Source organism: Natronorubrum tibetense GA33 (assembly GCF_000383975.1).
Taxonomy (GTDB): Archaea; Halobacteriota; Halobacteria; order Halobacteriales; family Natrialbaceae; genus Natronorubrum; species Natronorubrum tibetense.
In genome coordinates this window covers 2,860,397-2,886,726 of the sequence record NZ_KB913017.1, presented here as the reverse complement: position 1 = coordinate 2,886,726, position 26,330 = coordinate 2,860,397, and the positions used below count along the sequence as shown (strand labels likewise).

Genomic DNA, 26,330 nt, shown 5'->3' with positions numbered 1-26,330 from the left:
TAGTATTATCGGCCAGGGCGTGTGAGTGTCCGGTATGCGTGTCACCTTTCTCGGAAGCGGCAGCGCGATGCCGACGGGGGAACGATTCCAGACGGGAATTCTCGTCCAGGAGAGCGGCCGGACCCTGCTCGTCGACTGCGGGTCGGGAGTTCTCCACCGGCTCCAGCAGTCCGGCGTGGGCTACGAGAACGTCTCGACCGTGCTGCTCACGCACCACCACCTGGATCACGTCGCCGACCTGCTCCCGCTGATGAAAGCCCGCTGGCTCGCCGGCGAGGAACACCTCGAGATCGTCGGCCCGCAGGGAACGAAATCTCTGCTTGACGACTTACTCGAGGTCCACGAGTACATGCAGGGGAAACTCGACCTGCAGGTACGCGAGGTCGTCCCCGGCGAGTTCTCCGTGGCGGGGTTCGACGTCTCGGCCTACGAGACCCGCCACTCGCTGCCGTGTCTGGCCTACCGATTCGGCGATCTGTTCACCTTCAGCGGCGACAGCGAGGCCTTCGCCGGGCTGGCAAACTTCGCCGAAGGGTCGGCGATTCTGGCCCACGACTGTTCGTTTCCCGACGATGTCGACGTCTCGAACCACCCCACGCCGGAGACCCTCGGCAAGGAGTTGGCCGGCCGGGAGATCGGCCGCGTCTACCTGACCCACCTCTATCCCCACACCGACGGTCGTCACGACGAGATGCTCGAATCGATCGCCGCTCACTACGACGGGGACGTTCGGTTCGCCGAGGATCTCACGACGATCTCGGTCGAGTAACGAGGTGACAATTGGCATACGAATACGAATCCGGACGCGTTCAGCACTATCCTTCGCTATTTCGGACACGACGAACGGTCACTCATAAGTGTTCTTTTCTAAGAATAACATACACGCTGACACCCATATCCGAACAGGTATATAGCACGAGTTTGTAGGATCATAACAACAGAATGGTCCCCTATGCACAGTTGGCGTATTTCGAAGAGGTGAGCGGATGAGTCTCCCGAATCGACTCGCGGATATCGTGACGACTCACTCCAAGATCGTCATTCTCGCCCTGTTACTGACGACGGCACTCGTCGGTGCGGGAATGCCGATGGTCGACGACGACTCCTCGCTCGATCAGTTCGAGAGCGAGTCGGACGAAGCGCAGGCGCTCGAGGATATCAACGAGCGGTTCGAGTCTGAAGGTGACGAAAACACCACGTCGGTTCAGGTGATAGCACGTGGCGATAACGTCCTCACGCAGGAGTCAGTGATCAATTCGCTCGAGTTCCAACAGGTGATTCACGCGAACGAATCAGTCAACGAGACGCTCGTCGAGAACGACTCGATCACCGGCGTCGAAAACATCCTCGCGATCACGGCCATCAGTCAGGAACAGGCCGCTGAACTCGAAGCACAGGGCGCCGAACTCGAGGAGCGAAGTGAAGCACTCGAACAACGAAGCGCGGCGCTCGAAGAAGACTACGCGGAACTCGAAGCGGATCAAGCCGCACTTGAGGCCGGCGATCCCGATGCGCCGTCGCCCGAAGAACTCGAGGTACGAAGCGAAGAGCTCGAAGAACGCGAGGAACAACTCGAGGAAGACTCCCAACAACTCGAGGAAGATTCCGAGGCGTTCGAAGAAGAGCAACAGGCGCTGCAAGAAGGTGACGGCGAGCAGCCGTCGCTCGACGAACAGATCGAGGCCCTCGAAGAACTCGACGATGAGGAGTTCGAGGAACTCCTGACCGACACGCTGTCGGACGATGGAGACAACGACGCCGCGGCGCTCGGCTTCATGGCGTCCTCGTACGACCCCGGATCAACCCAGGCCGACGCCCGCATGACGATGGTCACGCAGGAGACGACTGCTAGCCAGATGGAGATGGGCGGCGAAAGCGATCGGGCCCTCGAGAGCCAACTCGACCTCCGTGAGCTTGCCAACCAGCAAGACCAGGAGTACATGGTCTTCGGAATCGGCATTATTACCGACGAGATCGACCGTTCGATGGGCGACAGCCTCGCCATCGTCGGCCCGCTCGCGCTGTTGTTCGTCGTCGTCGCGCTGGTCGTCGCCTACCGGGACCCACTCGACATCGCGTTGGGGGTCGCTGGAATCGGTGCCGTGTTAGTGTGGACGTTCGGCTTCATGGGCTGGACCGGCATCGCGTTCAACCAGATGATGATCGCGGTGCCCGTGTTGCTAATCGGGCTCTCTATCGACTACGCGATACACGTCTTCATGCGCCATCGCGAGCAACGTGAGGCCGACGGTGTCTCGAGCACCGTCCGCGGTTCGATGACGATTGCGCTGGCAGGCGTCGGCGTCGCCCTCGTCTGGGTGACGGCGACGACCGCGATCGGGTTCCTCGCGAACCTGGTCAGTCCCATCGGCCCCATTCGGGAGTTCGGCGTCATCAGTTCGTTCGGAATCCTCGCCGCGCTGATCATCTTCGGCGCGTTGATCCCGGCCCTCAAAGTCGAGATCGATTCCTTCCTCGAGTCGCGCGGAATGAGTCGCCGAAAGCGCGCGTTCGGGACCGGCGAGGGGGGGTTCACCAACGTCCTCACGCTGGGATCGACCGCGGCGCGAAAGATTCCGGTCATCGTCCTGATCGCCGCGCTGTTGCTCACCGCCGGCGGCGTCTACGGTGCGACGCAGGTCGACACGAGCTTCGACGAAGAGGACTTCCTCGCGGAGAGCCCGCCGGCCTGGACCGAACACCTGCCGGCTGGGATGGCCCCCGGAGAGTATCAGGCCGCAGACGACCTCGAGTTCGTCAACGAGAACTTCCAGCGGGAGGACACGCAGGCCCAGATACTCGTCGAAGGTGATATAACCGACGACGACGCGTTGCGGCAGTTATCGGACGCCCAGGACGAAGCTGCGGAGAGCAGTACCGTCTACACGCTTCCAAACGGCGAAGCGGACGTGCAGGGGCCGATTTCGGTGATGGAGGAGACGGCCGCACAGAACGAGTCGTTCAACGAGTCGTATCAGGCCGCGACCGACGGCGACGGCGTCCCCAACGAGAACCTCGCGGAACTGTACGACGAACTGTTCGAAGCCAATGAGGACGCTGCGAGTACTGTCCTCCACCGTACCGACGACGGCGACTACGAGTCGGCCCGACTGCTCATCTCGACGCAGGGTGACGCCAGCTTCGCCGACACGACCGACGAGATGCGAGCCATCGCGGGTACTATCGACGTCGACGGCACGGGCGACCAGCGGAACCTCAACGCCGGCGACGGCGAACTCAACGCCATCGCGACGGGCGATCCGATTGTCAGCTACATCGTCGAACAGGACCTGCTCGACACCGTCTTGCAGAGCCTGATGATCACGCTCGTCGCCGTCTTCGGCTTCCTGACGGCGGCCTACTGGCTGACCGGCAACAGCGCGACGCTCGGCACGGTAACCCTACTGCCGGTCGCGTTCGCGGTTAGCTGGATCCTGGGGACGATGCACCTGCTGGACATGCCGTTCAACGTGTTGACGGGGATGATCACGAGCCTCACGATCGGGCTCGGCGTCGCCTACAGTATCCACGTCAGTGCTCGCTACACGCTCGAACTCGAGCGACAGGGCAACGTTTGGGACGCGATGCACACGACCGTGACGGGGACCGGCGGTGCGCTGCTCGGCAGTGCGGCGACGACTATCGGCGGCTTCGGGACGCTCGCCTTCGCCATCCTCCCCGTGCTCCGGCAGTTCGGGATTATCACCGGGCTGACGATCGCGTACTCGTTCCTCGCAAGCGTGATCGTCCTCCCGACGCTGCTGGTGCTCTGGACGCGGTACTTCGGTCCGGACGTTTCCTTCGAGACCTCGGGGTCGGTTGCCGGAACGCCGACCGCGAGCGACGGGGGCACCGAGAGACAGACCGAAACCGAAATACCGAACGACGCGAGAGACGATGAGGAGTGACCAGCCGTGACTGACGACGAGAGTGAGGCCGTCGACGCGTTCGAACGACTCGGACTCACCAGCTACGAGGCGAAGGTGTTCATCGCCTTACATCGACTGGGGTCCGGAACCGCACGGGACGTCGCCAACGTCACCGACGTGCCTCGCTCGCAGGTGTACAGCGTCGCCGAGAGTCTCGAGGAACGAAGCTTGCTCGAGGTCCAGCAGTCGAGTCCGATCCGGTACCGACCGGTCAGCATCGAGGAGGCCCGAAACACGCTCGAACAGCGGTTCGAACGCGAACGTGAACGGGCGTTCGACTACGTCGAGGGGGTCAAAGAGGAGTCGTCGACGGAAGAGACCCAGGAGGACCTCTGGACCGTCCGCAGCCGCGACCGAGTCGACAGCCGCGTCGTCGATCTCCTCTCACAGGCCGAAAATCGGATCATCTTCGGGACGCGACTGCCGACGTTCGTCACGGAGTCCATCGAACGAACCATCCGAGAGCGTGCGGCCGACGGCGTCTCTGTCCTCGTCATCAGTCGGACTGACGAGATCCGAGACCAGTTCGACGCGATCGATGGCATCACGACCGAGACGCCGCCAGACTTCCGCGAGGGCGACCAGCGATCCGGACGGGTCGTCGTCGTCGACGGGGAGAGCATTCTGCTGAGCGTGGTCGACGACGACGGGAGCGAGACCGCGATCTGGAGTTCCGACTCGCTGTTCGCGTCCGTGTTGATCCAGCTGATCGAAGCGAGCGACCAGTTGCGGCCCGAATCGGACTGACGGAGAACCGGCCGTCAATTTGTCGCCGTTACTCGAGTCGATATCGCAACAGCGCCGCGATCCCACCGAGATTCGACAGCTGCTGGCCCGGCGGGAACTCGCTCGAGAACACCGTCACGTCGCCGCCTTTCTGTTCGGTCGTGCGAACGATCTCGTCGACGCTGATAGCCCACTCGCCGTCGGGACCGCGCTCTTTCTGCAGTCGATCGTCGAGGACGAGCAGGCGTTCGATCGCGCCGAACTCGGCGGCCTGCTTTACCTGTTCGGGGCCGTAGGCGGCTTTCGCGCCCTCGGCCATGCGTCGCGTGAGTTCGTCGATGTATTCGGCTTCGCTCTCGATTCGAGTCTCCTGTTGGACGTCCGCGACGGCGCCGCGTTTGAGCACCTCGTGGACGCCACGGTCGCCGACGCTGGCCGTGTCGACCATCGTAATTCTCTCGGCGACCTCGGGCTCGTTGTTCTCGATGTACTTCCGGGCGTCCTGTTTCGTAAAGCCGGGGCCGGCGAGGATGATCGCGTCGACGTCCTGGCGTTTGAGGACGTCCGCGAGCTCCGAGAACAGCTCCGAGCGCCCGCGAGAGTACTCCCCCTTCCCGGTCGTCCCGGTGATCGTCGCCCGCTCCTCGGTGCCGTATTGGGCGACCGTGTGGACGTGGGCCTGTCCCTCCTCGACGGTCGCAATGGCGACGTCGGGGTTCTCGGTGGCCTCCTCAGCCTCCTCGAGTCGGGCCTCCTGGTCCGGCTTGAAGTACTTCTCGATCGAAAGCTCCTCGCGCTCCTCGACGTTCAGCGTGTGGTGAAACCCTAACTGGTCCTCGCGCGAGCAGGCGACGATTTCGCCGCCCACGCGCAACCGGTTTGCGAACTTGTGAAACTCGATATCGTCGACGGCGATGGCGACCCACATCGGTTCGCGCTCGCCGCCCGTATCGCGCATCTGGTCGTCGTTGCGCTGAATCCGCCGGGTCGTGTCGCCCGCGACGCGGTCGCCGGGCTCGAGGACGTACTGCAGGTGCCAGAGGTCGTCGACGCTCTCGGGGACGACGGTGACCCGTTCGCGGCCGCCCTCGACCTGCTCCCGGTCTTTGATCTGCATACCCGGCCCTTCTCGAGGGGTCGGTAAGTGCGTGACGAATCCGACGGTAGCGCTAGCGTCTTCGAATCGCAACTCGAAAGCTGACCCGCGAGTGGAGGAGTCCTCAGGCGTGCGCGAGGTAATTTTCGGAGCACCAGACCCACTCGTTGGCCGACGGCACGTACAGCCCCCACCAGGTGATGTCGTCACACTGTTCGGGACCGTTCATCACCTCGGCCTGGGTCCCCTCCGAGAGCGTCAGCACGACGTCGTCGTTGAGACACGGCTGCTCGCGACCGTTGAGGTCGGTCGTCGTGACGACGTCGTCGCCCATCTCGAACGTGTCGCCACCACCGCCACCACCGTCGCTGTCGCGGACGAGGTCTGCGAAGTGATCCATATCCCAATCGGGGTACGGACAGGTTCGGCCGCCGTGATCGAAGGTGTTGCAGTCACCGTCCGGGACGTGCGTGTGGCCGATGATGCCGCCGGGTTCGTTCTGAATGCACGTCTTACTCGTGTAGAACTCGAGGGGAATGTCGTGCATGTCGGCGATACAGCGGACGAGATCCGCGGATGACTCGTAGCACGCGTCGGTGATGCCGTTGTCGTCGAACCACTCGTGTTCGATCCCGATCGATCGGTGGTTGGCGATGTATCGAGCGTGCCAGGCCGCGCGATCGTGGTGGACGAGTTGATCGACGTGGCCCGCCGACGGTCCCTCGGTCCAGTCGTAGTTCTTCACGAGGTAGTGAGAGCTCACACCCGAATCCGAACTGGTCAGCGTGTTCAGCGCGCCCTGATAGGCGCCCGCGGTCACGTGGATGACGATCCAGTCGATGCCGTGGTCCCGCGCACTGTGATTCGCCGCTTCGACCCATCTGTCCGCGGCGTCACACTCGGTGTGTGATGCCGTTACTCGGCCGGACTGGGTGCCGAGAAGGGTTCCGGTTCCCGCGGCAACACCGGTTGCCTGCAGGAACCGCCGTCGTTTCCACCGTCCGTCGTCGTCCGTCCGTGCCGTTTCGGAGCGATCGTTTCGGTGCCCGTTCGACGCAGCTGTGTCACGTCCAGCGCAGTCAAGACACATGGCACCGCATGCTACGACCCGTGTAATAACAGCAGCCTCTAGTACCGTAACTAGTATGCTAGGCCAATTGTATTAAATCAGAGAAGCTAGCAACAAGCTCGAGTCGGTCCCTCAAGCGATCTAGACGGCACCAGTCTATCTCGCAGGAGGCCCGACTGCAGTTCGTATCGGACTCCGCTACAGTCACGATTGGTACTGAGTGGCATAGTTAGGGACGCACGCTATGACCCTGGGGAGCCAATAGAATGTATGAAACTCGCACACGTCCAGCTCTTCGAAGACTTCGGCACGCGCTCGCTTGCGGTTCACGCGGTCATGGTCCTCGCGTTCGTCAACGCAGTCCTCGCGGGACTGTTTATTCAGGGAGAGATCGGCCTCATCTCGTTCGTCGCCCTGCTCAACTTCACCGCGGGACTGTGGGTCTCCCACTCGATTCACTCGCTGGGCAACGTCTCGAGCGATGACGAGTACGACGGGATCCTGAACGAGTTGTTGGACCGCGACACGAGTACCGATACCGACACTGACACATCCGGGTCCGGATTCGACACCGGCCGCTTCGGCCGCCTGCTCGCCCTCATCGCGGCCGTGACGGCGGTCTCGCTGCTAACCTCCGCACAGGTCCTCGAGGGGGCGGTCCTCCCGATCGCGATCGTCGCCGTCGGCGCCATTGCCGTCGTCACGGCAATCATCGGCTTCCTGATCGCAGTGGGTGCGTCCTACGACGAGAGCCAGCAACGCTGGGCCGACCGAATCGACGCGAACGCGGAGGCCGACGGCGGCGAGATCGACAACTAACCGCGAGAACGGCAGTCGTCGGCGTGGAAGAATCGACGAACAGCCGTAAAATGCGAGTTCGCCGACAGCAGTGCTTCGAAGCCGTGCGATCCGTTCAGTCGACGAGATCCTCGAGTTTTCCTTTCGTCTTGTCCACGGCCGTCTCGAACGTCTCCTCGATCTCCTCGACGGAGCGTTCAACGAGCCGAACGCGCTCTTTCGGTACGCGCCGCACCACGTCGTTGCCGTCCTCATCGGTGCCGTAGGCGAACAGCCAGTGGCCCTGGAAGTAGGCGATGTGGTCGTTGTCGACGGTGGCTCGCTCGAGATCGCCGGTCGCGGTCTCGTAGACGATCGTAGCCTTGCCCAGTTCGAGATCGGTCTCGGTGTCGGTGTCCAGTTCGACCATGCTCGACGCGTCTACCGTCGGCGGTGTAGACCTGGGCCCGGCACGTGCAGCCTGACTCGAGGGGCGTCCCTCGCTTCTCTCGAGTAGCGTCTCTCGCGACTCCCTTGCAGGTGCCGTTACGGCACAACGTGAGGTGTAGCCAAACGGATTCTCGTCCAGAAATCGACGAGACCCTCCTCCCCGACGAATTCGTGCTCGTGCCGGCGACGAACTGCACCATCTCGAACCAACCGGTCAGACATATCGGAAATACTATCCGCTATCTCGGTTCGTGCAGTCGTCAATGAACCGACCGCCCTCGTGCCATTTTCGGCTACACTTGCGTCCTCGAGTCGGTAAGCATTGCCCTGGTCGACGGATGGAGACCCGTCGCGGCCCAACCGGTCGTATGACGATCGCATTGCGAACGCTCGACGACGGCGCGTGGATCAGCGTCAACGACAGTCGCCAGGTGAGCGTGAGCGACGTCTGGACCCTCTCTCGAGGCGTTTTTTGTGACTGCGAACCCGCGTACATTCTCCTGGAAGGCTTCGTCGATGTCGGCGTCGACGGCTCGATCGTGACCGCGGACGCCGTCGGACAGTGTCTCGACTGCGGCACTCGCGATTCGATCGATCGGTTGCCCATCGGACGCATCGTCGGCGGCGAGTTCGAACCGTACGGCCCCGAAGGCGTCCAGTCACTCGTAGAGCCCGAGCGCTAAGACGGTGCTGACCGATACTGGCAAAGGCGTCCGGAACCGGTGAGAGCCGGGGTAAACTGACGACAGGCGGAGGGGCTTATACGACCCCACCATATAACGGATCCAATGCCTACCGACGTCGAGCAGTGGAAGGACGAACTCTACGGGACCGACATCCGCGCCGAAATCGAGCACTTCGCCGAGGAAGGGTGGGAGTCGATCCCGGACGACGAACAGGACGCCTGGTTCGAGCGGTTCAAGTGGTACGGGCTGTACCACCAGCGAGCCGGCCAGGAGTCGTACTTCATGATGCGGATCGGTCCGCCGGGGGGCGTCCTCGAGCCTGGACAGTTCCGACGTCTCGTCGAAATCGCGGACGAGTTCTCCCGCGGGCCCGCCGCAAACCCCGAGTTCGGCAACGGCTGGCTCGACGTGACGACCCGACAAGCGATTCAACTGCACTGGATCCGTCTCGAGGACGTCCCGGAAATCTTCGACCAACTCGAGGATGTCGGCCTCTCGACGGTCCAAGCCTGCGGTGACTCCTGGCGGAACATCGTCGGCTGTCCGGTCGCCGGCAAGGACAAACACGAGCACGTCGACGCCGACGCGCTCGCGACCGAACTGCACGACACGTTCAAGGAGAACGAGGCGCACTCGAACCTGCCGCGCAAGTGGAAGGTCTCGGTAACGGGCTGTGACGAGGGCTGCGGACAGGGCGACATCAACGATCTGGCGTTCGAGCCCGCCGAAAAGGAGATCGATGTCTCCGGCGAAGCCGGAGGCTCGTCGGACGAGTCCGACGGTGGCGAGTCGGTAACCGGCTACAACGTCCGCGTCGGCGGCGGCCTCTCGCGCAACGAGCCGCGCTTCGCTCGGAACATCGACGTCTTCGCTACGCCGGAACAGGCCGTCGAGGTCGCGGGCGGCATCTCGGCGCTGTTCCGCGATCACGGCGACCGCGAGAACCGATACAACGCGCGAATCAAGTTCCTCGTCGACGAGTGGGGGCCGGAGAAGCTTCGCGAGACGCTCCAGGAGGAGTACATCGACTTCGAACTCGAGACCGCGGGCGAAGACCTCCGGGACTCCTACTCCTACAACGCGGGCGAGGCCGACGGCAAACACGACCACGTCGGCGTCCACGAGCAGGTCGACGGCAACTACTACGTCGGACTGAACGTCCTCGTCGGCCGGATCGGCGTCGACGACGGCTACGCGCTCGCGGACGCAGCCGAGGAACACGGTTCGGGCGAGGTTCGACTCACCCAGCGCCAGAACATCATCCTTACCGACGTCCCCACGGAGAGCGTCGACGACCTGCGCGAGGTGCCGGTGCTCGAGGACTACAGTCCAGACCCCCACCCCTTCCAGCGCGGCTCCATCGCCTGTACGGGTACCGAGTTCTGCTCGCTCTCGATCGTCGAGACGAAAAATCGGCAGGTCCGCTTTGGCCGCTGGCTGACCGAGAACGTCAGCCTCCCCGACGGCGTCGAGAACTTCCACATCCACCTGTCGGGCTGTACGGCCTCCTGCGCCCAGCCCCAGATCGCCGACGTCTCGCTGCGCGGCATGAAGACGCGCAAGAACGGCGAACCGGTCGAGGCACTCGACATCGGCCTCGGCGGCGGCCTCGGCGAGGAGCCCCAGTTCGCCTCGTGGGTCACCGAACGGGTCCCGGCGGACGAGGTCCCCGGTGCGATCGCGAACCTGCTCGAGAACTTCGCCGAGGCTCGAGACGGGACCGAGAGCTTCCGTGAGTTCGTCGCCGACCGCGACGACGAGGAACTCGCCGAACTGATCGAACCCGAGGAGACGGACTACGAGGATCCGTTCATGCACAACACGAAGCGAACGTGGTACCCCTACGCCGAGGAGGACAGCTTAGACGAGAGTCCCGCGCCCGCTCGCGGCGACGGAACGCCGATTCCGTCGGATGACTGAGCAACGCCGAACCGGGTTACTGATTGCTTCGGCGGTGCCGGTCTCGAGTCGTCTAAGTGCGTTCGTCCACTCCGTTCCAGTATGACCGACCGACTGATGAAGGTCAACGCGTACACGACGCTCGACCTCGTCGACGCCGTTGCCAAGGGCCAAGAGTTCGAAACCGAGGCGTTCGCCGTCGCGAACGCAACTTCAGATAGAAAAGTTCCCGACTGCGTTCGACTGCAGTTCGAACTCGACAACATGACCGAAGAACACCTCCCTGCACACATGGAGGAACTCGAGTTGACCCCCGAGCAGGCCCGAACGCTCGCGGCCGACCTCGAGAAGCACGCCGATCGCGTCGAGGCAGCCGGCGACGGGGAGTCGGACTGAGTCGACAGCGATCGCACAAACGCCGTTCCAACGGCCTGGCGAAGGGATCAGCCAGACTATCCAGAATAGACCGTCTCAGGAGAGAAACAGTGGTTGTGTGCAGCTTACCGCGCCACCCGGCACGGACGCTTCAGCGCGAACGTACGTGCTCGACACGTCCCTCAGCGAGAGGGTGGTTCCGGTGTCAATTGGGTCGCCGTCACCGATCCACCGAACCGACGTCGCCTCCGGCGACGCGACGCGAGCGCGACCGTCGTCGACGGTGATCGAGTCGATTGCCGGGGCGATACTGTCTCCGTTGTACTGAACGTAAGTTCGGCCAGCCCGCAACGCGTCGATGACGCCCGCCGGCGATCGTTCCTCGAGTAACAGTACGGTTCGAGAGCGATCGAATCGCTCGTTTTCCGGCGACCGTGGCCTGGCGTGATAATCGTCGTTTGCGAACGCCCAAATCGGTCGTCGAGATCCGAACTCGACGAGTAGCTCGTCCCAGATGTTCCGGCAACCTGGATACCGGTCTCGCGCGTTGAACGCCTCGACACCAAGTACGGTTTCGACCCGCTCGAACAACTCCACGTAGGCTTCGAGACCTTCGGGCTGGGGGTATCGCCCCGGGTGTGGGAGAAACGAGACGCCACCACGCTCATCGATTTCGGTGGCGACTTGCAGGAGGGATTGTCCGCGACCGTGTCCGAGATCGGTTCCGAGACTCACGATATCGTGGCGCTCGTCGATACCCTCGACGGTTCCGCGCAGCTCGGCACCCTGTATCGGAATCATGTCGCCTGTCCCTCCGTTTCGCTCCCACTGCGACCACGGCCAGCTGGTCACGTCGAGGTCCTCGAAGAAGGGCTCGCCTTTGTGCTTGGTCCCGTCGACGTAGTACTCGTGTTCGGTCACGGCGAGGGCACTGTAGCCGGCGAACTGGTACTTGTCGATGAGATCCCCGGGCGAGGATCGCTCTTGATCCCCGCCGTCGGCTATCTCGCCGGCTGGGTCGTGAGTGGCCGACTCCGGATCGATCCAGTTTCGCGGCTCGTGGAGGTGAAACTGGGAGAGACACTGGTCGGTGGTCTCCCAGTCGACGGCAGCGTAGGGATTCATTACGACTGGCGATCGGCTGGCTCGTGAGCGAGTATTCCTCATTTTTGTGTGGGTTGTGGGGGTTCGACGCCGGCCCGGACCGATGCGGCGGTTGCTGTATGGATCGTCACTGAGGACGGATGACTCTCGACGTTCGATCGTCCACGCTTTTTGCAGTGGTGTAACATCGGTAGCCAGCACTGACAGCCCGATTCGGCTGGTCTATCCGTCTCAGTTCGGACGCCTCTCGAGTGTTGGGGCTCCGCTACAATCGGCGACTGTTCGTTCCACCGATCAACCACGGCCTTCGCCACACGTTTCAGAAAACAACGGGAGTAGATAACGCTGTATATGAGTCAAAGGGAGGAGTATATAGACCTCCACTGCGCTCCAGTAGCAGCCGTGAGCGATAATAACTAACTGTATGACTAACGCGGGGAAGCAACGCCTGACTGCAGTACGCCACGACCGGGGCGACCGCGACCCGTATCGGGGTTGCTCGGTCTGTTACCCAGACCGCCTCAATCCAGTATTCTCGATCGAACACGATCGTAGGTTGCTCGGTCCACCCCAGCAAGTCCGAGTCGGTCGTCGTGGGCGTCACTCCCACCCGTCGGCACCAGGTCGTGGTCGTCGATCGCCGCCACGACGGGTTCGACGTCGACGGCCCGGTCGTAAGGATAGGCGAGTTCGACGGCGTCGAGGTCCGCGGATAGCGCCAGTGCGCGCTCCGGATCGGGGTACCGCAGCGGGTGTGCGAGTCCGACCAGTGCACAGGCCTCCGAGAGCACGCGTCGTCCGCGATCGAATCCGGGAACCGTCCGCGAGACGTGGCACGGACAGCCGTCTCCGATGAGTTCGTCTCTGGCGCGTCGGTAATCGTACGGCGCGTCGCTGCGGTCGATCGCGTGGGCGATGTGCGTCCGATGGATTCCGGGTTCGACGTCGATATCTAACTCGACGCCGAGTCTGTCCTCGACGCCGGCCACAATCTGTCGTGCGCGCTCGACCCGGTTCGCTTGTACCGTCTCGAGGAGTTCCTGCAGACGCTCCGATCGCCGGACGCCGTAGCCGAGCAGGTCGACGCGCAGCGTTCCGGTTGTCACGCCCAGTTCGATGCCGTGGACGATTTCGATTCCGTCACAACTGGTCAGCGGACGATCCAGATCGGGATGGACCCGATCGTGATCGGTGACTGCAACTGCCTCGACGCCAGCCCGTTCAGCGGCTTCGGGAAGCGTCGAAAGCGTTAGGGTTCCATCCGAGTTCGTCGTGTGTACGTGGAGATCTGCAACTACCATTCCTGCTGTGAATTGTCAGTGTGCGATCGTGCGAGCGGACGTGCATCGTCCGTAGGTGTCGTTCGTCTCTTCGTCGCCGTCGGCGGCATTTGGAAGATCCCCCGAGTCGATTCGTCGCTTCTCAGTCGGTGACTGCAGGGCCGAACCAACCGCCACGACTGGATTCGACGCTCCATGTCAAGCTGAAGATGCCACTAGCGGCTCCAGTTCGGTCGTCACGTCGTCTATGATCTCCTCGATCGTCTGTTCCATATTCTCGTTGGTGATAATCGTCGCTCCGTTCCGTCTCCCTTCCTCGACGATGTACTCCTGAAGCGTCCGGATGTCCTCGATGTTCTCGAGGTACCGTCCGGCGTTCCTGTTGCTCGTGTTCGCTCTGGTCTGAAACCGTCTGCCGTGTTCCCCTTCATCCGGCACCTCGAGAACGTACCGAAAGGTATGACAGTCGTCCCGATCCCTCATCCCCAGATATCCCGGCACGACGTGGACGCCGTCGACGATCGAGTTCACGCCCTCTTCGATGCCCCTATCGATGACCGGCTTGACCCCTGTACTCACGACGTTGACCTGCTGATTGAACCCGTAGATGAGGGGGTCATCCACCAGGTCGGCTTTCACCGTTTCGTCGGCGTTGAAACTGGACCGGTACAGGGACGGGACCAGTTCCGTCGATACCATATTTCGCATGATCTCGCGGACAGTGTCGGTTTCGATGATCCTATTGATGTCGAGTCGGTGAGCGAGTTCGATGGCGAGCGTCGACTTGCCGATCCCTGCGGTGCCGCCCAGCAGGATAAACAGCGGTTTCTCCAGCTCCGACAGCTGTCTGGTTACCCTGTAAAATTTCTCCTCTCTTTGCAATCCTCTCTCTTGCAGTTTCCGTTGCACCAGCTGTTGGATCTCCCTCGAGTGGACGACCTCGACCCGATCGAGTTCGCAATCGATCTCCCTGACGATCTCGTATCGTTCCTCCAGTGGTAATCCGGTGATCGCCAGCGAGGTGGCAAGCAGTCCCTTCGAGAACGGATGTTTGTTCCCGTCTTTGAGTACGTCCGTCATTCGTTCGGGCTGTGGTCGGCAAGCGTTCGTTCACAGAGCGAGACCACCCCCGAATCCAAGCTGTCGACGCTCCCGCGGATCGGCGTCGCTTCGTTGTGCATGAACACGATTTCCAGTCCGTTCTCCTTCGCGTATCGCCCGGCGACGTCGATCGAGGCGGCTTTGATCTCGGTGAGCAACACGTCGGCATCGCCAATTCCGTCGTCCAGATCTGTCCGGAGTTTGGGCCGGTTCGAGAGGTTGGTACTGAGGCCGACGACGTCGCAGCCGTGCTCCTCCTCGAGAGTCGTTTCGATAGTGGGTGCGATCGACTCCGGTGCGGTCGTGGCGACGAAGACCGATCGTCCGGCGATGTCCTCGTCAGGCTCCGGTCTGAACGTCGTCAGTAGATACTCGATATCCGGGGCGATACTGGTGATCCCCTCCTCGATTCGTCGTACCTTCTCGTCGCTTGCAAGCGGTTCCTCGCACATCGTCACCACCGCCAGATCCGACGTTTGCACGCGATACTGCCCGAAGTACTGTAGAATGTGCTCGAGCGGCTGGGCCGCCCCGATGAGGGCGATCCTCGCGTCCGTCTCGACCGGGGGCATCGTCGCACCCGACCCTTCCATGATGACGAAGCCGTCGGCGAGGTCGGCCGTCCGCTCGGCTCCAGCGACCACGTTCGAGGCGACGGGATTGCCCGCCATTCCGCCACCACACCGCCTGCAGCCGACGGTGGGCACGTCGGCGAGCAGCGCATCCTCCAGGTAGTCCGACGCGGCGTGTTCCCCGCGTTCCGCCAGTTCGATGAGCGCATCCGCGTCGATCGTTCGCTCGCTCGTGTCGACGACGACCGGGTCGGGCGGCCCACCACGGCCCATGCAAACAATCGTCGGATCGTATCCCTCCTCGTCCATCGTCCGGGCGATCGAGACGCTCACAGCGGTCTTTCCGATCCGTTTTCCCGTCCCGATGATTGAGAGACTCGGCTGTTCGAGCACGTCGTTCGCCTCCGGGCTCTCGAAGACGAAATCCGCACCGATGTAGTCGACGCCGTGGGTTAAGATCATCGATGCGATCTCGAATCGATCCTCGTAGGTCACGACCGGTTCGTCCGACAGGTCGACGACGAGCGACGGGTCCTGTTCGAGAATCGCCCGTTCGATCGCGTCGAGAACGTCACCGTCCGGGGTATAGATTTCGGCGGCAGTTCCGGTTGCTGCTAACGCCTCCGTCGGGTCTTCGATTTTTTCGGTCCCACCCAGAAAGACGAGTCCGGAGACAACCGCGTCGTTCGCTTCGAGTGCCTCGAGCGTTGCCGTCGTTACTGGCGGATAATGCTCCCCGTCGACCAGGCAGATGGCGTCGTCCCCATCGAGTCGGTCGAGGGCGGCGTCGGACAGGTGAAGGGGCATTTTCGCATTAGTTGATGTCTCACTCATGAGCTTCGGTACCATTCTCCCCACCCTTGTCGAGAAAAAACACTAGCCATGCTATAACACCGCCTAGAGGTGTAGCGGTGACATTCCCGCAGCGAAGATCGTATCCTCGAGACGCGATTTGGTCGGGCGAACCGACCGCGTCTCGGACCGGGACGATCGACAGTCCCTCAAGATAACAACATTAAGCCCGGTTCGATAGCTGCTTTCGCGCCGGACTGCTGGCTCACCGACCAGTCACTCCTCAGCGATCCGACTCCCGCCCGGTGGCATGAAGTGTTGAATGCGATCCGGGCTGGCGATCTTGCGGACGAACGACTCGTCCTCGAACTGCTCGCGGAACCGTCGATAAATCCGTTTGGCCGCGTCGGCCTGCGCATAGCGACCGGGCTCGAGTTCGATCGTCGTCGCCGCCTGATCCACGATGGCCGACGGCGGCCCGCCGATAACGCGCGTATATGGTTCACACTGGATGCCGACCGCGACTCCGACGGGCGTGTCGTCGTAGTAGGTTCGGTCGCCGCGGATCGCAAAGCCACCTTTTTCGAGGTACTCCCCGCTCTCGGGCGTCTTCGTGACCTGGTCGGAGTCGACCGCGTAGACGTCGCCCGCGTAGCGGCCGTCCTTCCAGACCGACGCGTAGGAGACGGCGAACTGGGCGGCCTCCTCGATGCTCGTTTCGGGCAGTTCGATGTCCGAGGAGGACGCCTCACTCGGATCGGTCGCCTTTAGGACGGTGACGGGGCCGCCGTGGGCCTGCGTGTGGAGCACTTTGTCGCCGGGCTCGAGGTACTTTTTCACCAACTCCTCGTTCTGGTCGGCGTTGCGTCCACCGATCACGAGGTAGCCGTCGCTGGTGTAGAACCAGCGGAACCGGTCGTACCAGGGCTCGTTCTCGCGGACCGGAACGGAGGGCATCGAGAGCCAATCTCGATCCTCGCGCTCCTCCTCGTCCGCGTCGTCTCCCTCGTCCTCGCCATCGTCGGCCTCCCACTGGTCGCGACGACGCTTGGCTTCCTGGAGATCCTTCCGGGTGTTTTCGATGGCCGAAAGCGCCCCCTCCTTTTTATCCTCGACGGCTTTGGCCTCGGTGTAGAGTCGGTCGGCGTTCTGCTCGACGCCCTGTGTGGTCTCGAGATCGATGTACTCGCCGTCGACGTCGACGGTCACGACGCCCTCGCTACCGTCGACGTCGATGACCGCCTCGGCGGCCTCAATCCCCTGTTCCGCGCCGGCCTCGAAGCGCTCCTCGATCTCGTCCCAGGGCCGGTCCTGGGCGCGCGCCTCCTGAATCGTCGAGAGGATGTCGTCGACCAGGCCGTACTCGGCGTACAGCGACTCCGCCTGCTCGCGCAGCATGTCGGCCTCCTGCTCGAAGCCCTCGATCGCCCCCTGCTGTTGCTCGATGATGCGTTCCTGTTTGGCGATCTCCTCCTCGAAGTCGGGGCGCTGGTCGGTCGGGTCCGGTTCGCCTTCCTCCTCGAGTTCGAGCCGGAAGAAATAGTCGTCGAGCGCGCTCAGATAGGTGTCGTACGGCTCCGAGGGCAGTTCGACGTGTTCCTCGAGCGGGAACGGCGTCGCGTCGACGACGCGCTCCGGACTCGAGTCGCCGTTGTCTCCCGTTTCGTTCTCTCCGCCATCCTCGCTGTCATCGCCGTCCTCGCCCTCGTCCGCGAAGTAGAGTCGCGGATCGAAATTACTGTTTCGCAGATCGAGCGCCAGCCGTTCGATCGCCTCGTAGAGTCGGTCGTAGACGTCCTCGCCGGCGTCGCTGATGTCCATCGCCTTCTCGACGCCCGCGCGGGTGCAGATCTCCTCGGCGTAGAGGCCGCCGAAGTTGAGTTGGGTCGCAAGCGTACGGACGACGTCGGTGTCCGACTCCTCCATCTCGTGATCGAACACCTCGCGGGAGACCGTCAACGGGTTCGTCCGGCTGTCGGGGAACTCGTAGCGCGACCCCGGAACGACCGTCCTCGACTTCAGGCGAACGGTCTCGAGGCAGTCGATCACCTCGTACTCGCCGTCGGTGACGGCGACGTTCCCCTGTCCAAACAGTTCGACGATGATCCGGGTGGTGCCGTCCTCGCGCTCGAACGTGAACTCGAGGATGCGGTCGAACTCGAACTGCTCGACGCCGGCGAAGTCGGCCCCAGACAGACGATTCCGAAGCATCATCGCGAACTGCGGCGGTCGGCCCGGGGCGTCCGGCACTCGCTCGGGGGCAACCGTGTGGGCGCGTTTGACCTCGCCCACCTCGATGATGAGTTCGAGACGACCCCGATCGAAGTCCCGCATCTTGAGTCGGACGAGATCGTCGCCGTAGAGGTAGGCCTTGTCGACCTTGGCCCCCTCGTAGGCACCGAACTCCCCGACGAGGGCAGCGAGGTCGACGCTCGTAAGCTCCCGCTTTGGATCCATGTTCATACCTGCCCGGCGCTGTCAAAAAGGCGTGTCGCTCCGGCCTGGCTGCAGCGGGCTGGAGCTACAGTCGAAAACACTAATCCGCGCTGCCCTCCTTCGTGACCGTATGAGCGACACTGCCGACACCGGACGGAAGCGGGAGGGCTGCCGCGTCCAGCGGTGCGAACGGGTCACCGGAGGCCGCCAGCCATGAGCCAACCCGACGACCGACCGTGGAAGACGGTCTCCCGGTTCCCCACGTTCGTCGACCACTTAGAGGACGAGGGCGCGTTCTCCGTCAGAGAGATCGTGGAAAATCTCGACGTGGACATCCCCGTTGACGGCGTCGTCTATCACGACCGGGGCATCCGCGCGCCGGGGTACGACGCGACCTTCATCCACGAGCCGTCGCGGAGTCGCCCCGCGTTTAGCGTCGAAGTCGACACGATCGGTCCGCGAAACACCTGGGCCGTGTTCGACGCCCAACTCGGCTGGGATCTCTACCTCTTGCAGGCCGACGGCGTGGCGGCGCTCGCGTGGGTGAGCGACGAGGAGTACAAGACCGAGGAGGCGACGATGTTCGAAACGAAACACGACGCGCTCGCCGCGGGTCGCTTCTCCTTCGGCGTCTTCCTCTACGCCGGCAGCGACTGGGAGGAGCGCGTCGACCGTATCGAGCGAACCGACGCCCCGGCGTACCTCAAGCGCGACGACGGGACGCCGGTGATCCCGCAAAGTCCCTCGGAGTTCTACGACTACATCGGCTCGAGCGCGACCGAGTTGCGCCAGAGCGGCGGCAACGCACCGCCGTACCTCGGGATCCTCGAGGTCGAGGTTACGATCGACTGATCGGTCCGATTCGAATTTTCGACTCTCGATCGGTATGCGGTCCCAGGTATTCACACCGGGTGTACCGATCAGCGGTGCCGCTGAACGAACGCCTCGAGTTCCGACTCGACGTCCGCGGGCGTCTCGTACTCGAGGACGCTGATGGCGTCGCTGCCGCGGATCATCGCGGAGAGGTCGTGATCCGCCGCGGGACGGTACAGACAGAGTACGGGCGTTTCCCCCTCAACCGCTCTGGCGATTTCGTAGCCGACGCCCAGACTGGGCGTCGACACCTCGGCTACGAGACAGTCGGCCTGTCGGAGCCAGGCGACGTCCTGATCGTGGATGTCGGCGTCGGAAAGCCCCTCCGCCTCCTCTTTCGCCTCGATATCCTCCACCCCGACGTGTTCGGTGAGGACCGTACCGTGTCGTTCGATGATCTCGACCAGCTCCGCGTACAGGCCGACATCGGACCGTCCGCCGCGAATAGAGCCGCTGAAGAAGACGTCCATACCCTGTGCCTGTCGGCCGCAGGGATATCAGTATTGTCACACCGGAATCCGGTGCTCGAGTCCGCAGCCGAAAGTAGACGGTGACGGCGTCGTCGACTCCTCACCACCGTTCGATGCGGTACGGGCCGTCGACGACCGCGAACCGATCGACATCGCGAACGAGGGCCGTCTCGCGGAGGACTTCCCGAACAGTCGCCCCGTCCGCGGAGGGGGCGTCGACGTGAAGCGTGAGGCGACAGTCGATCGTGGCGGCCAGTCCGTCGTCGTCCGCATCGACCTCGACGATCTCTCTGACGTCCGCGTAGCGGACGATCGGGAGCGACTCGAGAACCTCCTGTGCGCCCGCGGCCAGCTCGCCGCCGCGGTCGACGGGAACCGCGACGCACAGCGTCGCCGCCGCGATGACCTCGGAGACGGTCTCTCGTTGGGGCATGGTCAGTTCGCGATACGTCCTCCGCGAATAACATGGGTAGTGGCGTCGTTCCGTCGACACTCAGTCGTCGTCCACTCCATCGTACGCCGCATCGAAGAACGCGACCTCGAGGTCGACCGTTCGCCGGAACAGCGACTCGACTCGCGCCTGCCGTCGCGGCGATAGCTCGGGGCCGGCGGCGTCGAGTTGGCCGCGGAGCCAGTCGACGAACTCGCGAAAGCCCGCGGTCGCGTGGAGGTCGATCCACTCGGCGTAGTAAAAGGGGAGGTCGGCACCCGCAGTCAGCGGGCCATCGGCGTCGGGATCCGCATACCTCTCGACGGCCGCCGTCGCCCACTGCTCGTAGATCCACTCGGCGGGAACCAGTACGGCGAGCGTCTCCGCGTAGCCGCCCTCGCGGGACGCCCGGCCGAGCAGATCGATAAACGCCGCGGTGGGTTCGGCCAGCTCCGGATCGGTTCGGCGCGAGTCGGGCACCTCGAGCGCGTCGAACGAGCGCACGAAGTAGTCGTCCTCGTCGTCGGTGATCGTGTCGAGGAACTCGACGAGCGGTCGTTTCGCGGCCATGTCGGGGGCCTGCCCGACTGCATAGCCGAAGACGCTAACGAGGTCGTTGACGAAGGCGTAGTCCTGAACGAGATAGTCGGCGAAAGCGTCCGTCGACAGCGTCCCGGCACCAAGCTCGTCCGTAAACGGGTGTTCGACCGCGTCGGTCCACGTAGGTTCCGCGCGTTCGCGAAGCCAATCGGTGAACCGGTGCTCGTCGATTTCGTCGGCGCTGGCTGCGTACTCCGCGTACGTCTCGATCGTCCCAGTCATAGCTCCCACCCTTCGAGCGTGTACGCCATCTCCCAGAACCGGTACTCGAGTTTGGCGCTCGTCAGAAACGCCTCGCGCATGGCGTCGTGTTCGCCGGGGTAGGCCTCGCCGCAGTGATCGACGAACTCCCGACACCATGCCGTCGCCTCACGGAACTCCTCGCCCGTGTACATCTCGATGAAGGGCGTGTACTGGTGCTCTTCGACGGCCAGTTCCGCCATGTGCTCGCCGACATCGAGATAGCCCTGCATGCAGGGGAAAAGCGCCGCCGCGATTTCGGCGATCGACCCTTCGTACGCGGTTCGCACGAGGAAGTTCGTATAAGCGACGCAGGTCGGCGCTTTCTCGACGGACTCGAGTTCTTCCCGGCAGATCCCGAAATCCCTCGCGAACTCCCGGTGGAGATCCATCTCGTGGTCGAGTACCTCGTGGGCGACGCCCAGCAGGTGGGTCATCGTCTCCTCGTCGCGGGCTTTCGAGCCCGCGATCGAAAACAGCCGCGCGTAATCGAGCAGGTAGCGATAGTCCTGTTTCACCCAGTGGCGAAACGCCGCCTCGTCTACCGTTCCGGCCGCGAGTTCGCGGACGAAGGGGTGGTCTTTCTGTGCCGCCCAGATGTGGTCGCCGTCCTCGAGAAGCTGATCGCTGAACGTCATCGGCTGCTAGTACGGGCCTCACAACTTATAATCAAGTGGTATAATCTGGTTATTCGAGCGTCAACACTCGTTCACGGTATCTCCCGGTCAAAATCGGCGGGCTCTCTAGCGAGACTACTCGAGCCCGTCGACCGTCTCGAGCGCGTTGATCCGACCGGCCCCGAGTTCGGAATCGCTCTGTCCGCTGGCCCCCTCGGCACCGTCTTTGATCGCAGATTCGACCCGTTTCGAGGTCGTGTCGGGTGCCAGTTCACGCACGAGTGCGACGAGTCCGGCTACCTGTGGCGCAGCCATCGAGGTCCCGGCGAAGTAGGCGTATTTTGTACCGTACACGTCCGCTGGGACCGACGAGAGCACGAGGTTCGTCGGATTCGGCCACTCGACGCCGTCTTCGGCGAGAGTCTTCTCCTGGGTCTCGTAGCCGCCGCCGGGAGCACCGACATCGACCTGGCCCCTTCCGTAGTTCGAGTAGAACGACAACTCGTCGTTCGGTCCCGTCGCGCTGATGCTCATCGTTCCCGGGATACCGTTCGGCGTCGAGAAGTGTCCACCCTGCAGGTCAAACGCGTCGTTCCCGGCGCTGGCGGTGAGAACCGTCCCGCTCGCGGCAGCGTTCTGGTACACCGGTGTCAGCACACCACGGTAGCCGCCTTCGTTGTACTGGGGTGGGAGCGGCGGCGTCCCGAGGCTCAGGTTGCCCACGTCGGCACCGATATCTGCGGCGTAGGTGACCGCGTTCAGGATGTCCTCGGTCGTGGTCGTGAGCACTGGATCCTCGTCGGGATCGTCGGGTTCGACGAAGTAGAAGACCTGCAACGAGACGAGCTCGGCGTCGGGAGCAGTCCCGATAACGCCCTCCTCACCCGTCGCTGCCGCAGTGCCGGCGACGTGGGTCCCGTGGCCGTGGGGGTCTCCGTCGTGTTCGAGAATCTCCCCACCCATGAACTTCGCGCTCGCGTCGGTGTTGACGTTGCCGAGATCCGGATGGCCGTCGTCGATTCCCGTATCGATGATTGCGATGCGGCTTCCGGATCCGGTCGCGTAGTCGTGTGCGGGGACAGCGTCGGTGACGTGCTTGTCCCACTGGAGCCCGTAGAGCTCCGGTAGATCCGCTTCGCTCTTCGATTGGCCGAGCGCGGGCTCCTCGAACGCTATCTTGGCGTTCGGAACGCTGTGATCGACGCCTGCAATCGTCTCGAGGTCGCTACCGTCGCCGCCGACTACGGAGAATACCCGCTCATCAACGATTTCGTTCTTGATATCGTAGCCGGCCTGCTCCAGTCGTTGGCGGACGCCGGCTTCACTGGCGGCGACCAGATAGGTTCCGTCGTCTGATGCCGTGACTGTTCCGACGGCACCGAGCGCTACCGTTCCTGCTGTCATTCGTCGAATGAACGATCTTCGTTTCATCATATGTACTGTGTGCGCAATGGTAGTCCATCACGCGATAACGACTATGGCAACGAGTAGAAGGTTAAATATTATGGATAGTATGGATTGATGCCATTGGTATCACCGTTCAGCAAACGATTCGATGTCACCGACGATGCGGACGCGTGATCCCCAGCTACCGGATGATGTGATTGGCCCTGTATTTCGTTGTGGGAAAGAGAGAGACACGCCGTTGGCTTCGTTCGGTGGGGGCGAACGATTCGGGAGCAAATACCGGCGTGCAAGAGGCAACTCGGTGTGCCGTTGTCGGTCTGGGGAGTCAGACAACGGTGCCGACGATCGTCGGCGTTCGATGAACATCGTCCATCGATTATAAATTTTCTCCATTAGTGATAATATTTAGGAGATTACGCACGGGTACCTCGCGGCGAGCGTAATCGGCGAGGCTCGAAGCGACGCCGAACAGCCAGACCCCGTCCCCTCGAGCGGCGAAGCTGCGGAATGAGCACGATCTCGAAACGGTTTGCGACGCGTAAGGGCCGCTCAGAGCCGCTTGCTGACGTACGGGCCGTCCTGATAGTAGCCGAGTTTCTCCCGGTAGTACTCCCGCGCACCGATGCCGGAGATGACGCTGACTTTATCGTAGCCGGCGTCGGCGGCGAGCTCCTCGGCGCGGGCCATGAGGCGTCGGCCGTAGCCGCGGTGTTGGTGCTGGTCCGTCTCTCCCTCCTCGCCCATGGCGACTTCGGTGCCGTAGACGTGGAGTTCGCGGACGAGCGCGGCGTTCTCGAGTTCCGATCGAACGGGGTTATTCGGGAACCGCAGCCGGCAGAAGCCAATCAACAGGTCGTTTTCGAAGTCCTCGAACGAGATGAAGTGCTCCGTGCCGCCGCAGGCGTCGTAGGTCATCACGTCGAGCTCGATCTCGTCGGGTTCTTTATCGTTCATCCCGGCCTCGCGACAGCGAATGCAGTCACACGACCAGCCGTGCTCGTCCATCCGTTTGCGGGCGAGCTGTCGAAGATTGGACTTCCAGACGCCGGCGTCGATGTAGTCCGCCGGGATGTCCCGCTGGACGCGCTGGAGCCGCGTGTACCGCGGAATCATGTCCTTGATCTCGGCGACCAGCTCGGCGGCCTCCTCGTTGTCGAGCGGGTCGTACTCCCCTTTGTGCCACCAGTCGTAGGTCGCGGTGCCGCGGACGATGAGCGTCGGATAGATCTTCAGGAAGTCCGGCTTCCACTGTTCCTGCTCGAAGATCCGCCGGAAGTCCTCGAGACACATCTCCTTCGACATGCCGGGCTGGCCGGGCATCATGTGGAAACCGACCTTGAACGCCGAGTCCCGCAGGCGCTGGTTGGCCTCGATCGACGCCTGCGCGCCGTGGCCGCGGTGCATCTCCCGATTGATGCGCTCGTAGGTCGTCTGGACGCCCACCTCGACTTTCGTCCCGCCGAGGTCGAGCATGCGATCGATCTGCTCCGGATCACACCAGTCGGGTTTGGTCTCGAACGTCGTCCCGATGTTGCGGATATCGTTCGTCTCGTTCTCGGCGATGACGTCCTCGAGATACTTCCACTCGTACTCCTCGGGGTCCTGTGCGAAGCTGACACCTTCGGCGGGTTCGGGCTCCTTGTCGACGTCGAAGTCGTTCATCGCCTCGAGCGCGCGCTTGACGAACCACTCCTGGTAGTCGTGGCTCCGGGCGGTCATCGTCCCGCCCATCAGGATGAGTTCGACCTTGTCGACTGGGTGGCCGATCTCGCGCAGTTGCTCGAGTCGCAGCGTCACCTGCCCGTACGGGTCGTAGTCGTTCTGCACCCCGCGTGCGGCGGCGGGCTCGTCGCCCGTGTAGCTCTGGGAACTCGAGAACTCCGAGTCCGGGCCGCCGGGACAGTAGAGACACTTCCCGTGGGGACAGCGCTCGGGCGAGGTCATGATCGCGACCGGCGAGACGCCGGAGGCCGTCCGGACCGGCTTGCGCTGGAGGACCGCCTCGAGCTCCTCGCGGCGCTCCTGGGGCGCGTAGTCGAGAATCTCGGAGTTCTTGGGCACTTTCGGTGCCGAGAACTCCGAGCAGGTCTCGAGTTTGGCTTTTTCGACCTCCTCGCGTTCGATCTCGCCCGCGAGAATCCGCTCGACGAGCGTCGCACAGACCTGCTCGAAGGCGTCGGTCTCGGTCGGATCGGAGTCGGGCGTTTCGGTACTCACTACACGGATTTGGACGGTCGCGGCGAATAAGCGTGTCGGAGTCGCGACCCCCGCACGACGGTTTCGACGGTTCGAACGGGACTGCATGCCCGGATGTGATCGGTGGAGTCCGTTTCAGCCCGAACGACAATGCATACGGTTTTTTCGTCACGTTCCCTACGTCGGCCCGATGTACGAGGTCGAGGTTTCGTCCGTTGTACTCCCCTCAGCACAGGAATTGCTGGAACAGCTGTCGCCGCGGGCGATTCTCGAGTCCGCCGAAATATACGAGATCCACGAGGCGAGCGCCGACGGGACGGAGTTTACGGTCTCGGTAGAAGAAGACGAGATGACCGTCGCGTTCACCGAACTCGAGGACGGCTACGAGTACACGTTCGTCGACGGCGGGGGGACGTTCGAAGAGCGCTACTCGAGACTCACCGTCGAGGGCGGGGCGGAGACGCGCGTCACGGCGGTGACGCGCTACTCCTTCGATTCGCGGTGGTCGTTCGTTTTGAACCGTCTCGGCGCCAGCACGGTCACCACCGAACTCGAGACGACCATCGCGAATCTCGTCGAACGCACGTACGCGGACGGATCGGACACGGAGCCACACGACGCGTAGCTGGGAACGATCGACAGGGCAAGGATCGACCGGGACCAACCAACCCCACCTCAAACCGTCGTGAACTCAGATACCGCTCCCGAGTCGTCGAACGCGTAGATCTGCAACGGCTCGTCGCCCGGCGGCCCCATGCCCGGCGAGTGCTGGGGCATCCCAGGCGCCGTGAGCCCGTCTACGTCGGGTTCGTTCTCGAACAGTTCCTCGACCGCCTCGAGTGGGACGTGTCCCTCCACGAGGTAGTCGCCGAACTCGAGGGTGTGACAGCTCTCCGCGTCGGCCGGCACGCCGAGATCGCGTTTCACCGCCTCGAGATCGGCTGTTTCCGCGACCCGGACGTCGATGCCGTTCGTCTCGAGGTAGTCGACGTACTCAGAGCAACAGCCACACGAGGGGTCGTGGTGCTGGACGACGCGCTCGACGGGGAGCGAGCCGGACCAGTTCCAGTCGTCGACGTCGCTCGAGGCGCCGAGATCGAAGCAACCGGCGATTCCGGCGAGCGCGAGCGTCGCACCCGACGCACACAGTGTTCGGCGAGTGATGGTCATAGTCGACTGTAGCGAGTCGACCGTAATAGGACGCC

At 63.0% G+C, this 26,330-nt stretch carries 24 protein-coding genes; 9 read left to right on the top strand and 15 right to left on the bottom strand.

The genetic code is table 11. The annotated features are described in order from the left end of the window. Positions 1-34 precede the first annotated feature (34 nt). The 3 genes from NATTI_RS0115055 to NATTI_RS0115045 all read left to right on the top strand — a co-directional run bounded on the left by NATTI_RS0115055 (position 35) and on the right by NATTI_RS0115045 (position 4,676). On the top strand, positions 35-769 hold the full coding sequence (locus NATTI_RS0115055; protein WP_006090328.1) for an MBL fold metallo-hydrolase: 735 nt from the start codon (positions 35-37) through the stop codon (positions 767-769). Between the two features lie 217 nt (positions 770-986). Continuing rightward, a complete protein-coding gene (locus tag NATTI_RS0115050) occupies positions 987-3,908 on the top strand; it encodes an MMPL family transporter (protein WP_006090327.1) in 2,922 nt (973 codons plus the stop codon). A 6-nt stretch (positions 3,909-3,914) separates the two neighbouring features. Further along, positions 3,915-4,676 carry a TrmB family transcriptional regulator gene (locus tag NATTI_RS0115045; protein ID WP_006090326.1) on the top strand — a complete coding sequence of 254 codons (762 nt, stop codon included), beginning with the start codon at positions 3,915-3,917 and terminating at the stop codon, positions 4,674-4,676. A gap of 28 nt (positions 4,677-4,704) precedes the next feature. Here NATTI_RS0115045 and NATTI_RS0115040 read toward each other — a convergent pair whose 3' ends face one another. Both NATTI_RS0115040 and NATTI_RS0115035 read right to left on the bottom strand, forming a co-directional pair. Continuing rightward, complete coding sequence (locus tag NATTI_RS0115040; protein WP_006090325.1) at positions 4,705-5,772, bottom strand: mRNA surveillance protein pelota; 1,068 nt, start codon at positions 5,770-5,772, stop codon at positions 4,705-4,707. 103 nt (positions 5,773-5,875) lie between these two features. Continuing rightward, positions 5,876-6,841 carry an N-acetylmuramoyl-L-alanine amidase gene (locus tag NATTI_RS0115035; protein WP_006090324.1) on the bottom strand — a complete coding sequence of 322 codons (966 nt, stop codon included), beginning with the start codon at positions 6,839-6,841 and terminating at the stop codon, positions 5,876-5,878. Positions 6,842-7,090: 249 nt separating this feature from the next. Here NATTI_RS0115035 and NATTI_RS0115030 point away from each other — a divergent pair, with 249 nt between their 5' ends. Continuing rightward, the gene (locus NATTI_RS0115030; protein WP_006090323.1) at positions 7,091-7,639 is read left to right on the top strand and encodes a hypothetical protein; all 549 of its coding nucleotides are present in this window, start codon (positions 7,091-7,093) and stop codon (positions 7,637-7,639) included. Positions 7,640-7,733: 94 nt separating this feature from the next. Here NATTI_RS0115030 and NATTI_RS0115025 read toward each other — a convergent pair whose 3' ends face one another. Next, positions 7,734-8,027, bottom strand: coding sequence for a hypothetical protein (locus tag NATTI_RS0115025; protein WP_006090322.1), 294 nt, complete (start codon positions 8,025-8,027; stop codon positions 7,734-7,736). A gap of 388 nt (positions 8,028-8,415) precedes the next feature. On the opposite strand from NATTI_RS0115025, the gene NATTI_RS0115020 reads away from it, so the two are divergent. From NATTI_RS0115020 to NATTI_RS0115010, 3 genes are all read left to right on the top strand, one after another. Further along, positions 8,416-8,730, top strand: a complete 315-nt coding sequence (locus NATTI_RS0115020; protein WP_019991926.1) for a hypothetical protein — start codon at positions 8,416-8,418, stop codon at positions 8,728-8,730. A 105-nt stretch (positions 8,731-8,835) separates the two neighbouring features. Next, positions 8,836-10,653, top strand: a complete 1,818-nt coding sequence (locus tag NATTI_RS0115015; RefSeq protein WP_006090320.1) for a nitrite/sulfite reductase — start codon at positions 8,836-8,838, stop codon at positions 10,651-10,653. Positions 10,654-10,734: 81 nt separating this feature from the next. Beyond that, complete coding sequence (locus NATTI_RS0115010) at positions 10,735-11,028, top strand: DUF6360 family protein (RefSeq protein WP_006090319.1); 294 nt, start codon at positions 10,735-10,737, stop codon at positions 11,026-11,028. 75 nt (positions 11,029-11,103) lie between these two features. On the opposite strand, the gene NATTI_RS0115005 is transcribed toward NATTI_RS0115010, so the two are convergent. From NATTI_RS0115005 to rqcH, 5 genes are all read right to left on the bottom strand, one after another. Next, entirely contained in the window at positions 11,104-12,132 is a 1,029-nt protein-coding gene (locus tag NATTI_RS0115005) for a CehA/McbA family metallohydrolase domain-containing protein (protein ID WP_006090318.1), read from the bottom strand. 500 nt (positions 12,133-12,632) lie between these two features. Beyond that, positions 12,633-13,412, bottom strand: coding sequence for a PHP domain-containing protein (locus NATTI_RS0115000; RefSeq protein ID WP_006090317.1), 780 nt, complete (start codon positions 13,410-13,412; stop codon positions 12,633-12,635). Positions 13,413-13,589: 177 nt separating this feature from the next. After that, positions 13,590-14,471, bottom strand: coding sequence for an AAA family ATPase (locus NATTI_RS0114990; RefSeq protein ID WP_006090316.1), 882 nt, complete (start codon positions 14,469-14,471; stop codon positions 13,590-13,592). After that, complete coding sequence (locus tag NATTI_RS0114985; RefSeq protein WP_006090315.1) at positions 14,468-15,871, bottom strand: hypothetical protein; 1,404 nt, start codon at positions 15,869-15,871, stop codon at positions 14,468-14,470. Before NATTI_RS0114985 ends, NATTI_RS0114990 begins: the two co-directional genes overlap by 4 nt. 261 nt (positions 15,872-16,132) lie before the next feature. Next, on the bottom strand, positions 16,133-18,313 hold the full coding sequence (gene rqcH / locus NATTI_RS0114980) for a ribosome rescue protein RqcH (protein ID WP_006090314.1): 2,181 nt from the start codon (positions 18,311-18,313) through the stop codon (positions 16,133-16,135). A gap of 192 nt (positions 18,314-18,505) precedes the next feature. On the opposite strand from rqcH, the gene NATTI_RS0114975 reads away from it, so the two are divergent. After that, on the top strand, positions 18,506-19,144 hold the full coding sequence (locus NATTI_RS0114975) for a hypothetical protein (RefSeq protein WP_006090313.1): 639 nt from the start codon (positions 18,506-18,508) through the stop codon (positions 19,142-19,144). Positions 19,145-19,212: 68 nt separating this feature from the next. On the opposite strand, the gene NATTI_RS0114970 is transcribed toward NATTI_RS0114975, so the two are convergent. The 6 genes from NATTI_RS0114970 to NATTI_RS0114945 all read right to left on the bottom strand — a co-directional run bounded on the left by NATTI_RS0114970 (position 19,213) and on the right by NATTI_RS0114945 (position 25,146). Then, on the bottom strand, positions 19,213-19,635 hold the full coding sequence (locus tag NATTI_RS0114970; protein WP_006090312.1) for a nucleoside 2-deoxyribosyltransferase: 423 nt from the start codon (positions 19,633-19,635) through the stop codon (positions 19,213-19,215). A 100-nt stretch (positions 19,636-19,735) separates the two neighbouring features. Continuing rightward, a complete protein-coding gene (locus NATTI_RS0114965) occupies positions 19,736-20,068 on the bottom strand; it encodes a hypothetical protein (RefSeq protein ID WP_006090311.1) in 333 nt (110 codons plus the stop codon). Between the two features lie 60 nt (positions 20,069-20,128). Next, positions 20,129-20,887 carry a TenA family protein gene (locus tag NATTI_RS0114960; RefSeq protein ID WP_006090310.1) on the bottom strand — a complete coding sequence of 253 codons (759 nt, stop codon included), beginning with the start codon at positions 20,885-20,887 and terminating at the stop codon, positions 20,129-20,131. Then, positions 20,884-21,543: a thiaminase II gene (gene tenA, locus NATTI_RS0114955; RefSeq protein ID WP_006090309.1), complete on the bottom strand. Its 660-nt coding sequence runs from the start codon at positions 21,541-21,543 to the stop codon at positions 20,884-20,886. The genes NATTI_RS0114960 and tenA overlap by 4 nt, the downstream gene beginning before the upstream one ends. A gap of 114 nt (positions 21,544-21,657) precedes the next feature. Further along, positions 21,658-22,926, bottom strand: coding sequence for a S8 family peptidase (locus NATTI_RS0114950; RefSeq protein ID WP_006090308.1), 1,269 nt, complete (start codon positions 22,924-22,926; stop codon positions 21,658-21,660). Positions 22,927-23,478: 552 nt separating this feature from the next. Beyond that, positions 23,479-25,146: a tRNA uridine(34) 5-carboxymethylaminomethyl modification radical SAM/GNAT enzyme Elp3 gene (locus NATTI_RS0114945; RefSeq protein WP_006090307.1), complete on the bottom strand. Its 1,668-nt coding sequence runs from the start codon at positions 25,144-25,146 to the stop codon at positions 23,479-23,481. Positions 25,147-25,315: 169 nt separating this feature from the next. On the opposite strand from NATTI_RS0114945, the gene NATTI_RS0114940 reads away from it, so the two are divergent. Continuing rightward, on the top strand, positions 25,316-25,750 hold the full coding sequence (locus NATTI_RS0114940; protein ID WP_006090306.1) for a hypothetical protein: 435 nt from the start codon (positions 25,316-25,318) through the stop codon (positions 25,748-25,750). A 50-nt stretch (positions 25,751-25,800) separates the two neighbouring features. Here NATTI_RS0114940 and NATTI_RS0114935 read toward each other — a convergent pair whose 3' ends face one another. Next, the gene (locus NATTI_RS0114935; RefSeq protein WP_019991923.1) at positions 25,801-26,295 is read right to left on the bottom strand and encodes a DUF411 domain-containing protein; all 495 of its coding nucleotides are present in this window, start codon (positions 26,293-26,295) and stop codon (positions 25,801-25,803) included. Positions 26,296-26,330 lie beyond the last annotated feature (35 nt).

Excerpts from the sequence above, each read along its gene's own strand:
- NATTI_RS0115055 (WP_006090328.1), top strand. The coding sequence starts at position 35 with ATGCGTGTCACCTTTCTCGGAAGCGGCAGCGCGATGCCGACGGGGGAA.
- NATTI_RS0115050 (WP_006090327.1), top strand. The coding sequence starts at position 987 with ATGAGTCTCCCGAATCGACTCGCGGATATCGTGACGACTCACTCCAAG.
- NATTI_RS0115040 (WP_006090325.1), bottom strand. The coding sequence starts at position 5,772 with ATGCAGATCAAAGACCGGGAGCAGGTCGAGGGCGGCCGCGAACGGGTC.
- NATTI_RS0115035 (WP_006090324.1), bottom strand. The coding sequence starts at position 6,841 with ATGTGTCTTGACTGCGCTGGACGTGACACAGCTGCGTCGAACGGGCAC.
- NATTI_RS0115030 (WP_006090323.1), top strand. The coding sequence starts at position 7,091 with ATGAAACTCGCACACGTCCAGCTCTTCGAAGACTTCGGCACGCGCTCG.
- NATTI_RS0115025 (WP_006090322.1), bottom strand. The coding sequence starts at position 8,027 with ATGGTCGAACTGGACACCGACACCGAGACCGATCTCGAACTGGGCAAG.
- NATTI_RS0115020 (WP_019991926.1), top strand. The coding sequence starts at position 8,416 with ATGACGATCGCATTGCGAACGCTCGACGACGGCGCGTGGATCAGCGTC.
- NATTI_RS0115015 (WP_006090320.1), top strand. The coding sequence starts at position 8,836 with ATGCCTACCGACGTCGAGCAGTGGAAGGACGAACTCTACGGGACCGAC.
- NATTI_RS0115010 (WP_006090319.1), top strand. The coding sequence starts at position 10,735 with ATGACCGACCGACTGATGAAGGTCAACGCGTACACGACGCTCGACCTC.
- NATTI_RS0115005 (WP_006090318.1), bottom strand. The coding sequence starts at position 12,132 with ATGAATCCCTACGCTGCCGTCGACTGGGAGACCACCGACCAGTGTCTC.
- NATTI_RS0115000 (WP_006090317.1), bottom strand. The coding sequence starts at position 13,412 with ATGGTAGTTGCAGATCTCCACGTACACACGACGAACTCGGATGGAACC.
- NATTI_RS0114990 (WP_006090316.1), bottom strand. The coding sequence starts at position 14,471 with ATGACGGACGTACTCAAAGACGGGAACAAACATCCGTTCTCGAAGGGA.
- NATTI_RS0114985 (WP_006090315.1), bottom strand. The coding sequence starts at position 15,871 with ATGCCCCTTCACCTGTCCGACGCCGCCCTCGACCGACTCGATGGGGAC.
- rqcH (WP_006090314.1), bottom strand. The coding sequence starts at position 18,313 with ATGGATCCAAAGCGGGAGCTTACGAGCGTCGACCTCGCTGCCCTCGTC.
- NATTI_RS0114975 (WP_006090313.1), top strand. The coding sequence starts at position 18,506 with ATGAGCCAACCCGACGACCGACCGTGGAAGACGGTCTCCCGGTTCCCC.
- NATTI_RS0114970 (WP_006090312.1), bottom strand. The coding sequence starts at position 19,635 with ATGGACGTCTTCTTCAGCGGCTCTATTCGCGGCGGACGGTCCGATGTC.
- NATTI_RS0114965 (WP_006090311.1), bottom strand. The coding sequence starts at position 20,068 with ATGCCCCAACGAGAGACCGTCTCCGAGGTCATCGCGGCGGCGACGCTG.
- NATTI_RS0114960 (WP_006090310.1), bottom strand. The coding sequence starts at position 20,887 with ATGACTGGGACGATCGAGACGTACGCGGAGTACGCAGCCAGCGCCGAC.
- tenA (WP_006090309.1), bottom strand. The coding sequence starts at position 21,543 with ATGACGTTCAGCGATCAGCTTCTCGAGGACGGCGACCACATCTGGGCG.
- NATTI_RS0114950 (WP_006090308.1), bottom strand. The coding sequence starts at position 22,926 with ATGACAGCAGGAACGGTAGCGCTCGGTGCCGTCGGAACAGTCACGGCA.
- NATTI_RS0114940 (WP_006090306.1), top strand. The coding sequence starts at position 25,316 with ATGTACGAGGTCGAGGTTTCGTCCGTTGTACTCCCCTCAGCACAGGAA.
- NATTI_RS0114935 (WP_019991923.1), bottom strand. The coding sequence starts at position 26,295 with ATGACCATCACTCGCCGAACACTGTGTGCGTCGGGTGCGACGCTCGCG.